This is a genomic window from Kineococcus arenarius subsp. arenarius (assembly GCF_050871845.1).
Classification (GTDB): Bacteria; Actinomycetota; Actinomycetes; order Actinomycetales; family Kineococcaceae; genus Kineococcus.
The window spans coordinates 1-8,073 of sequence record NZ_JBJLSE010000136.1 but is presented as its reverse complement, the minus strand read 5'-3'; the positions used below and the strand labels follow the sequence as shown (position 1 = coordinate 8,073).

Sequence of the window (8,073 nt, the reverse complement as noted above, 5' to 3'; positions counted from 1 at the left end):
GCTTCAACCGCACCCTGGCGCAGGAGTGGGCCTACCGGCAGCCTTTCACCAGCAACATCCAGCGCACCACGGCCCTGAGTCCCTGGCTGATCCACTACAACACCACCCGAGCCCACTGCGCCCTGGCCGGGCAGCCCCCGACCAGCCGCCTGTCACCAACGTGATGGCCGAGTACAGCTAGCGGCCGACCGGAACCACCGCCTCCACCGCCGCCTCCACCGCCAGCCGCGGGGAGGTGAGCACGGGGACGTCCAGGTCCCGCAGCAGCAGCGCGGCACCCACCATGCTGGCCTGCGCCATCACGACGACCTCCACCGGCGGCTCCAGCGCCCGCACCGCGCGCCGCACGGCGTCCGCGACGCTCGCCGAGTACGTCAGCACGTCGCCGGACTCGAAGGCGGACCAGGTGTCGGGGCAGCGCACCTCGACGAACCGCACCTCGCGGCCCGCTGCGGCCGCCGACTCGCGCAGCAGGGGCCGCAGCGTGGCGGCCGCCTCGTCCAGGGAGCTGACCAGGGCGATGCGCCGCCCGGCGAGCACCGCCGCCTCGGCCATGGGCCGGTCCACGCGCAGCACCCGCACACCCGTCCGCTCACCGACGCGCTCGGCCTCCGGCCCCGTCTCCGAGCACGTGCTCACGACGACGTCGGCGCCCTCGGCGACCAGCCGGCGCAGCCGGTCCGCGAGCGCGGCCCGCACGCTCGCCGCGCCGTTCTCGCGCGCGGCGGCCAGCAGGCCGGTGTCGACCAGGTGTCGGTCGGCGACGGTCTCGTCGCGCTGGTGCAGGAGGTCGCGGAAGGTGCGCACGTGCGCGTGCGCGGTGTGCAGGAAGCCGACGGTGGCCACGGGGTGAGGATGCCAGGTGCCGGCCCGCCGGTCAGCACCGCCCGGCGTCCCGCGCGGGATCCTCACCCGCCCGGCGCAGCCGCGGCGGCGTCCAGCCGGCGCAGCGCCTCGCGGGCGACCTCGGGCGAGGCCGTGAGCCAGAACGCCGGCAGGCTCTCGCGCAGGAAGCCCCCGTAGCGGGCCGTGGCCAAGCGGGGGTCGAGCACGGCCACCACGCCGCGGTCGCCCGAGGCGCGCACGAGCCGGCCCGCCCCCTGGGCCAGGCGCACCGCGGCGTGGGCGGCGGAGACCGTCAGAAAACCGTTGCCGCCGGCGCTGTCCACCGCCCGGGCGCGCGCGGACATCAGCGGGTCGTCCGGGCGCGGGAAGGGGATGCGGTCGATGACCACCAGCTGGCACCCCGCCCCGGGCACGTCCACGCCCTGCCACAGCGACAGCGTGCCGAACAGCGAGGTCGCCGGCTCGTCGGAGAAGCGGCGCACGAGGCGGGGCAGGCGGTCCTCGCCCTGGCACAGCACGGTGCGGCCGGTGCGCTCGCGCACGCCGGCGGCGGCCTCCTCGGCGGCGCGGCGGGAGGAGAACAGCCCGAGGGTGCGTCCGCCGGCGGCGTCCAGGAGCGCGGCCAGCTCGTCGAGGACGGCGTCGGCCACGCCGGAGCGCCCGGGCGGCGGCAGGTGGCGGGCGACGTAGAGGATGCCCTGGCGGGCGTAGTCGAAGGGGCTGCCGACGTCCAGACCGGTCCACGGGACCACGTCCCGGCGCCCGGCGCGCAGGCCGAACGCCCCGGCCACCGGCTCGAAGGAGCCGCCGAGGGTGAGCGTGGCGGAGGTGGCCACCACGGTGCGGTCGGTGAAGACCCGTTCGCGCAGCAGGCCGGCGACGGACAGCGGAGCCACGTGCAGCGACGGCGCGCGAGAGCCCCCCGGAGCGCCGGCGGTGACCCAGGCGACGTCGTGCTCGGAGCCCTCCGCGAGGCGCTCGGCCACGGTGAAGACCTCCTGCACGGCAGCGCGGGCGAGGTGGCGCGCGCCACGGGCCTCGGCGTCCTCCTCCTTGCCGGCGCCCTCGGCGGCGGTCTTCAGGTCGCTCAGGGCGGTGCGGGCCGCGTCGCGCGCGGCGGTCACGGCCGCGGCCAGCGGCGCGGGCCAGTCCTCCAGCCTGCCGGGCGGGGCGTCCTCCAGGGCCGCCTCCAGGGCCGCGGCGGCGTCCTCCAGCGCCTCGCTGACGATGCCGGCCGAGCGGCGCAGGCGCCGGGCCGCCGCCCCCAGGACGGCGGCGGACAGCTCGGCGGTGGCGACCGCGGTGACGCGGTCGGCCAGCTCGTGGGCCTCGTCGGCGACGAGGACGTCGTGCTCGGGCAGCAGCTGCCCGGAGCCCTCCAGCGCGTCGATGGCGGTCATGGCGTGGTTGGTGACCACGACGTCGACCTCGCGGGCGCGGGCGCGCACCCGCTCGGAGAAGCACTCAGCGGCCACCGGGCAGCGCTGCGAGCCCAGGCACTCGCGGGCGGAGACGGCCACCTGCCGCCAGGCGCGCTCGCTGACGCCGGGGTCCAGCTCGTCGCGGTCCCCCGTGGTGGTGCTCGCCGCCCACTCGCGCAGCCGCACCACCTCCCGGCCCAGCCGGCCGGCGTCGCCGCCGCCCGCACCGGTGCCGCCGGCGGGCACGTCGAACAGCGCGGCCTCCTCCACGGGGAAGCCGCCGTCGAGCTTGTTGCGGCACACGTAGTTGGCGCGGCCCTTGAGCAGCTCCCACGTGGGCTCTCGCCCCAGCTCGGGGGTCAGGGCGCGGGCCAGGCGCGGCAGGTCCCGCTCGACGACCTGGGCCTGCAGCGCGAGGGTGGCGGTGGTGACCACCACGCGCGAGCCCTCCCGCACGGCGTGCGCCACGGCGGGCACCAGGTAGGCCATGGACTTGCCGGTGCCGGTGCCGGCCTGCACCAGCAGGTGGCGCTCGTCGCGGACGGCGTCGGCGACGGCGAGCGCCATGCGCGCCTGCCCCTCGCGCCGCTGCCCGCCGAGCGCCTGCACCACGACGTCGAGGAGGCCGGCGGCGTCACGGCCGTCGGCCTCCTCGTGGACCTGCTCGGGGCTGGGCGCGCTCACCGGACCATCCTCGCCGACGCGCGCACCCGGCCCGGACGGCGTCCACACCCCCCGCCCGGACGGGCCGGGCGGGAGGTGCTGTGGACACCGCTGCTCAGGCGCGCGCGACGCTGAGCCGGAACGGTGCCAGCTCGGCCGCCAGCCGCGGGCGGACCCGGGCCAGCAGGCGCGTGCCTGCGGCGGTGTGCTCCTCGGCGAGGACCTGACCGGTGGTGTGCACGCGGTGCACGAGCTCACCGCGCTCGTACGGCACGCACACCTCGACCTCCACGTCCGGCACCGGCAGCAGCTCCGCGATCCGCTCGCGCAGCTGCTCGACGCCCTCGCCGGTGCGCGCCGAGACGACGACGGCGCCGCGCTCGCGCGCCAGCAGGCGCTGCACGACCTCCGGGTCGGCGACGTCGGCCTTGTTGATCGCCACCAGCTCGGTCACCCGCTGGGCGCCGACCTCGGCCAGGACCGAGCGCACCGCCGCCAGCTGCCCCTCGGGGTCGGGGTGTGACCCGTCCACGACGTGCAGGACGAGGTCGGCCTCGGCGACCTCCTCCAGGGTGGAGCGGAACGCCTCGACGAGCTGGTGCGGCAGCTGCCGCACGAAGCCGACGGTGTCGGCCAGCGTGTAGGGGCGCCCCTCCGGCGTCTGCGCGCGCCGGACCGTGGGGTCCAGGGTCGCGAACAGCGCGTCCTCCACCAGCACGCCCGCCCCGGTGAGGCGGTTGAGCAGCGAGGACTTGCCGGCGTTGGTGTACCCGGCGATGGACACCGAGGGCACCGCGCGCGCCACGCGCAGGGAGCGCTTGGCGTCGCGGGAGGTGCCCATGGCGCGGATCTCCCGGCGCAGCTTGGCCATGCGGGAGCGGATGCGGCGGCGGTCCAGCTCGATCTTCGTCTCACCGGGACCGCGCGAGCCGATCCCGGCACCGCCGGCGACGCGGCCACCGGCCTGCCGGGACATCGACTCGCCCCAGCCGCGCAGGCGCGGCAGCAGGTAGTCCAGCTGGGCGAGCTCGACCTGGGCCTTGCCCTCCCGGCTCTTGGCGTGCTGGGCGAAGATGTCCAGGATCACGGCCGTGCGGTCCACGACCTTGACCTTGACGATGTCCTCCAGCCCGCGGCGCTGGGACGCGGACAGCTCCCCGTCGCAGACGACGGTGTCCGCCCCCTCGGCGGCCACGAGCTCGGCCAGCGCAGCGGCCTTGCCGGCCCCCAGGTAGCTGGCCGGGTCGGGGGTGGAGCGGCGCTGCAGGACGCCGGCGAGGACGTCCGAGCCGGCGGTGGCGGCCAGCGCGGACAGCTCCTGCAGGGACACCTCGGCCTCGGCCCGGCTGGAGTCGGCGCTGGACCAGATCCCGGCCAGGACGACGCGCTCCAGGCGCAACCGGCGGTACTCGACCTCGGTGACGTCGGCGAGCTCGGTGGACAGGCCGGCGGCGCGGCGCAGCGCGCGGCGGTCGGCCAGGTCGAGCTGGTCGCCGTCGTAGTCGCGCTCGCCGGAGCCGTCTGCCGCCTCGTCGCCGGTGGTGGGTGCCGCGACGTCGTGGCCGGCGAGGATCCGGGCCAGTGCGCGGTCGAACTCGGCGTCGCGGTCCCGCTCGCGGGCGGCGGCCGGCACGGGTGCGTGCCGGTCGTCGTGCGCGCTGTCCGTCGACGGCTGCGTCGCGGACGGCTGGACCGGCGAAGAGCGGTGGTTCATGGACCTCCCAGGTCGTGCTGACCCTCACGGGTTGAGGGGACCAGCATCCTTCTCAACCGGCCCGGGGTCCACGGGATTCCGCGTTCCGCGCGGGCGTGTCGGGCCGGGGGCGCGCCGCGCCCTACCCTCTCCAGCGTGGCGAGCACCCCGGGGGACGAGCAGCACTACTTCACGGCCCGCCCCGCCACCCCCGACGAGCGGCGCGACCTCGAGGTGGAGCTGGCCGGGCGCGCGGTGACGGTGCAGACGGCGCGCGGCGTCTTCAGCGCCGAGCGCGTGGACCCGGGCACCTCGGTGCTGCTGCCCCTGGTGCCCGACGAGCCGGCGGCCGGCGGCGACGTGCTGGACCTCGGCTGCGGGTGGGGCCCGGTGGCGCTGACGCTGGCGCTGCGCCAGCCGCAGCGGCGGGTGTGGGCCGTGGACGTCAACGAGCGCGCCCTGGACCTGGTGCGCCGCAACGCGGAGCGCCTGGGGGTGCCGGTGCGCGCGTGCCCGCCCGACGAGGTGCCGGCCGACGTGGCCTTCGAGCAGGTGTGGTCCAACCCGCCGATCCGGGTGGGCAAGGAGGCGCTGCACGCGCTCCTGCTGCGCTGGCTGCCGCGCCTGGCGCCCGGTGGCGAGGCGCACCTGGTGGTGCAGAAGAACCTCGGCGCCGACTCCCTGCACCGGTGGCTGGACGAGCGGCTGCCGGCGGTGCTGCCCGACGCGGCGACGACGCGCGCGGCCTCGTCCAAGGGGTTCCGGGTCCTCACCGTCCGGCGCGGCTGAGCGCCCGGGGCCCCCTCGCCGCGGGCGGGCTCAGGCGGGGGTGGGGACGTCCAGCAGGTGCGGGTCGAGGGTGCCGGCCGCGACCAGCACGGCCGGACCGGTCAGCCACACGGTCCCCTCGACGAGGGTGGACCCCTGCGCGACCGTCACGACGACCTCCCCGCCGGGCACCTCCACCCGCCACACGTCGGGCGAGCCCTCCCCCGCCCACGCGCGGGTGGCCAGCGCCGCGGCGCACGCGCCGGTGCCGCAGGAGCGCGTCTCGCCGACGCCGCGCTCGTGCACGCGCATGCGCACCTCGCCGATGTCGGCGACGTGGTCGCCGGTGACGTCCACCGCCAGCAGCGGCACGACCAGCTCGACGTTCGTGCCGTGCGCGGGCACCGGCTCCACGTGCGGGGCGCGCAGCAGCTCCGCGGCGTCCAGCTCGGCGGGCTCGGCGAGCGCGACGACGGTGTGCGGGTTGCCCAGGTCCAGCGACAGGGCCGGGCGCGGCACACCGCCCAGGCCGTCCACGACGACCAGGGCGTCCGAGCCGTCGGCGAGGGCGCGTTCCCCGCCGGTCAGGTGCCAGCGGCCCATGTCGGCCGTCCAGCGCCCCTCCCCCTCGCGGCGCAGCCGCTTGAGCCCGGCGCGCGTGCCCACGGTGAACCAGCGGCCGTCACCGGCCTCGGCGGGCAGGAAGCCCTCGCGCAGCAGGAACTCGGCGAACACCCGCACCCCGTTGCCGCACATCTCGGCGATCGAGCCGTCGGCGTTGCGGTAGTCCATGAACCACTCCGCCTCGGCGGCCAGCCCGGCCCCCTCGGGGAGGGCGTCGCTGCGCACCGCCCGGATGAGCCCGTCGCCGCCGATGCCGGCCCGGCGGTCGCACAGGCGCGCGACCAGTCCCGGCGACGGGTCCCAGGTGCCGTCGGGGTCGGCGACGAGGACGAAGTCGTTCTCGGTGCCGTGGCCCTTGACGAAGGGCAACCCGCCGACGGGGGTGGTCTCGTTCACGCGGGCGACTCTACGGGCAGCAGCGCCAGCACCTGCCGGGCCAGCTGCTCGGGGTCGCAGCCGTCGGGGGCGGGGATCCAGCGCACCCGGTCGTCGCGGCGGAACCAGGACTCCTGCTTGCGGGCGAACCGGCGCGTCAGCCGGGCGGTCAGCTCCTCGGCCTCGGCCTCGGTGGTGACGCCGTCCAGGGCGTCGAGGACCTGCGCGTAGCCCAGGGCGCGCGGGGCGGTCAGGCCCTCGCGCAGCCCGCGCTCCTGCAGGGCCCGGACCTCCGCCACCAGCCCGGCGTCCCACATGCGGCGCACACGGGCGTCGATGCGCGCGTCGAGCTGCTCGCGCGGCACCGCGAGGCCGACCTGCACGGCGGGGCGGACGTAGCGCTGCTCGGGCAGCGACGCGGCGAACGGCGCCCCGGTGATCTCCCCGACCTCCAGGGCGCGCACGATGCGCCGGCCGTTGGAGGGCAGGATGCGTGCGGCCGCGTCGGGGTCGCGCGCGGCGAGCTCGGCGTGCAGGCGCTGCGGGCCGGCCTCGGCGAGGCGGGCCTCCCACCGGGCGCGCACGGCCGCGTCCGTGCCGGGGAAGCGCATATCGTCCAGTGCGGCGCGCACGTACAGGCCCGAGCCGCCCACGAGCAGGGGCGTGCGGCCGCGGGCGGTGATCGCCTCGAAGGCCTCGCGCGCCTGCCGCTGGTAGGTGGCCACGTCGGCGGCCTGCGTGACCTCCAGGACGTCCAGGAGGTGGTGCGGCACCCCCCGCATCTCCTGGACGGTCAGCTTGGCGGTGCCCACGTCCATGCCCCGGTACAGCTGCATGGCGTCGGCGTTGACGACTTCGGCACCGCCGGGCAGCAGGTGCGCCAGCGCCACCGCGACGTCCGACTTGCCCGAGGCGGTGGGGCCGACGACGGCCACGACGGGCGGGGCGGACGAGCCGGGCGCGGTCGTGGTCTGCGGTGATCTCGACTGGCCCACGCGCCGATGGTGGCAGAGAGTTGGAGGTGCAGGGACGCACCGGCCGGCGCCGCCGGCGCGGCGGGACGCCGAGGACGTGAGGAGGGGCCGTGGGCACCATGAAGTTCCTGGGGCTGAAGCTGGACGAGGCCGTGGAGCAGGCGCGGGTGGCCGCCGAGCAGGCGCGCACGCGGGCCGGGCAGTTCGCCGGGCAGCACTCCGGGCAGGCCGACACGGTGATCCGCAAGGCCACGACGTTCGTCAACGAGCGCACCGAGGGCCGCTACGCGGGCCCGCTGGAGCGGGCGACGAAGGTGGCGCAGAGCGGCTGGCAGCGGGCCGCCGGCGTGCACCCCGGCTTCGAGGGCTGGGGCACCCCCATGCGCGGGGGCACGCGCACCGACGGCACCCCCATGTCCGGCCCCTCCCGCTGAGGCGGGCGACCGGCACCCAGCAGCAGCACGACCCGCACGGGAACGAGCACGTCCGACACGTCAGGAGGACGAGATGACGATCCCCACCCCGGCACCGGGCACGCCGCAGCCGCCGAGCCAGGTGCCGCAGCCGGGCACGCCCGGTCAGCCACCGCTGCCCGACCCCGGCCCCACGCCGGGCCCGGACCCCGAGCCGGGACCTTCGGCACCACCGCCGATGTGACGACGGCGCTGCACGGGCAGCACGCGCGAGGGCCCCGCACCGGCAGGTGCGG

At 77.3% G+C, this 8,073-nt stretch carries 8 protein-coding genes; 3 read left to right on the top strand and 5 right to left on the bottom strand.

The features are described 5' to 3' along the window. Nucleotides 1-164: integrase core domain-containing protein (locus tag ACRYM0_RS19655; RefSeq protein WP_432507539.1), on the top strand; the 164-nt coding region annotated here is incomplete at its 5' end. Between the two features lie 13 nt (nucleotides 165-177). On the opposite strand, the gene ACRYM0_RS19650 is transcribed toward ACRYM0_RS19655, so the two are convergent. The 3 genes from ACRYM0_RS19650 to hflX form a co-directional block, all read right to left on the bottom strand. After that, complete coding sequence (locus tag ACRYM0_RS19650; RefSeq protein WP_432507537.1) at nucleotides 178-846, bottom strand: aspartate/glutamate racemase family protein; 669 nt, start codon at nucleotides 844-846, stop codon at nucleotides 178-180. Between the two features lie 62 nt (nucleotides 847-908). Next, the gene (locus tag ACRYM0_RS19645; RefSeq protein WP_432507536.1) at nucleotides 909-2,951 is read right to left on the bottom strand and encodes an ATP-dependent DNA helicase; all 2,043 of its coding nucleotides are present in this window, start codon (nucleotides 2,949-2,951) and stop codon (nucleotides 909-911) included. A 94-nt stretch (nucleotides 2,952-3,045) separates the two neighbouring features. Next, nucleotides 3,046-4,644: a GTPase HflX gene (hflX, locus tag ACRYM0_RS19640; RefSeq protein WP_432507535.1), complete on the bottom strand. Its 1,599-nt coding sequence runs from the start codon at nucleotides 4,642-4,644 to the stop codon at nucleotides 3,046-3,048. A gap of 135 nt (nucleotides 4,645-4,779) precedes the next feature. On the opposite strand from hflX, the gene ACRYM0_RS19635 reads away from it, so the two are divergent. Beyond that, entirely contained in the window at nucleotides 4,780-5,412 is a 633-nt protein-coding gene (locus tag ACRYM0_RS19635; protein WP_432507534.1) for a class I SAM-dependent methyltransferase, read from the top strand. A gap of 30 nt (nucleotides 5,413-5,442) precedes the next feature. On the opposite strand, the gene dapF is transcribed toward ACRYM0_RS19635, so the two are convergent. Then, nucleotides 5,443-6,411 carry a diaminopimelate epimerase gene (dapF, locus tag ACRYM0_RS19630; RefSeq protein ID WP_432507533.1) on the bottom strand — a complete coding sequence of 323 codons (969 nt, stop codon included), beginning with the start codon at nucleotides 6,409-6,411 and terminating at the stop codon, nucleotides 5,443-5,445. After that, nucleotides 6,408-7,385 (bottom strand): tRNA (adenosine(37)-N6)-dimethylallyltransferase MiaA, encoded by a 978-nt coding sequence (gene miaA, locus ACRYM0_RS19625; RefSeq protein WP_432507532.1) that lies wholly within the window; start codon nucleotides 7,383-7,385, stop codon nucleotides 6,408-6,410. Before miaA ends, dapF begins: the two co-directional genes overlap by 4 nt. Before the next feature lie 98 nt (nucleotides 7,386-7,483). Between miaA and ACRYM0_RS19620 the strand changes: the two genes are divergently transcribed. After that, nucleotides 7,484-7,798 carry an antitoxin gene (locus tag ACRYM0_RS19620; RefSeq protein WP_432507538.1) on the top strand — a complete coding sequence of 105 codons (315 nt, stop codon included), beginning with the start codon at nucleotides 7,484-7,486 and terminating at the stop codon, nucleotides 7,796-7,798. Nucleotides 7,799-8,073 lie beyond the last annotated feature (275 nt).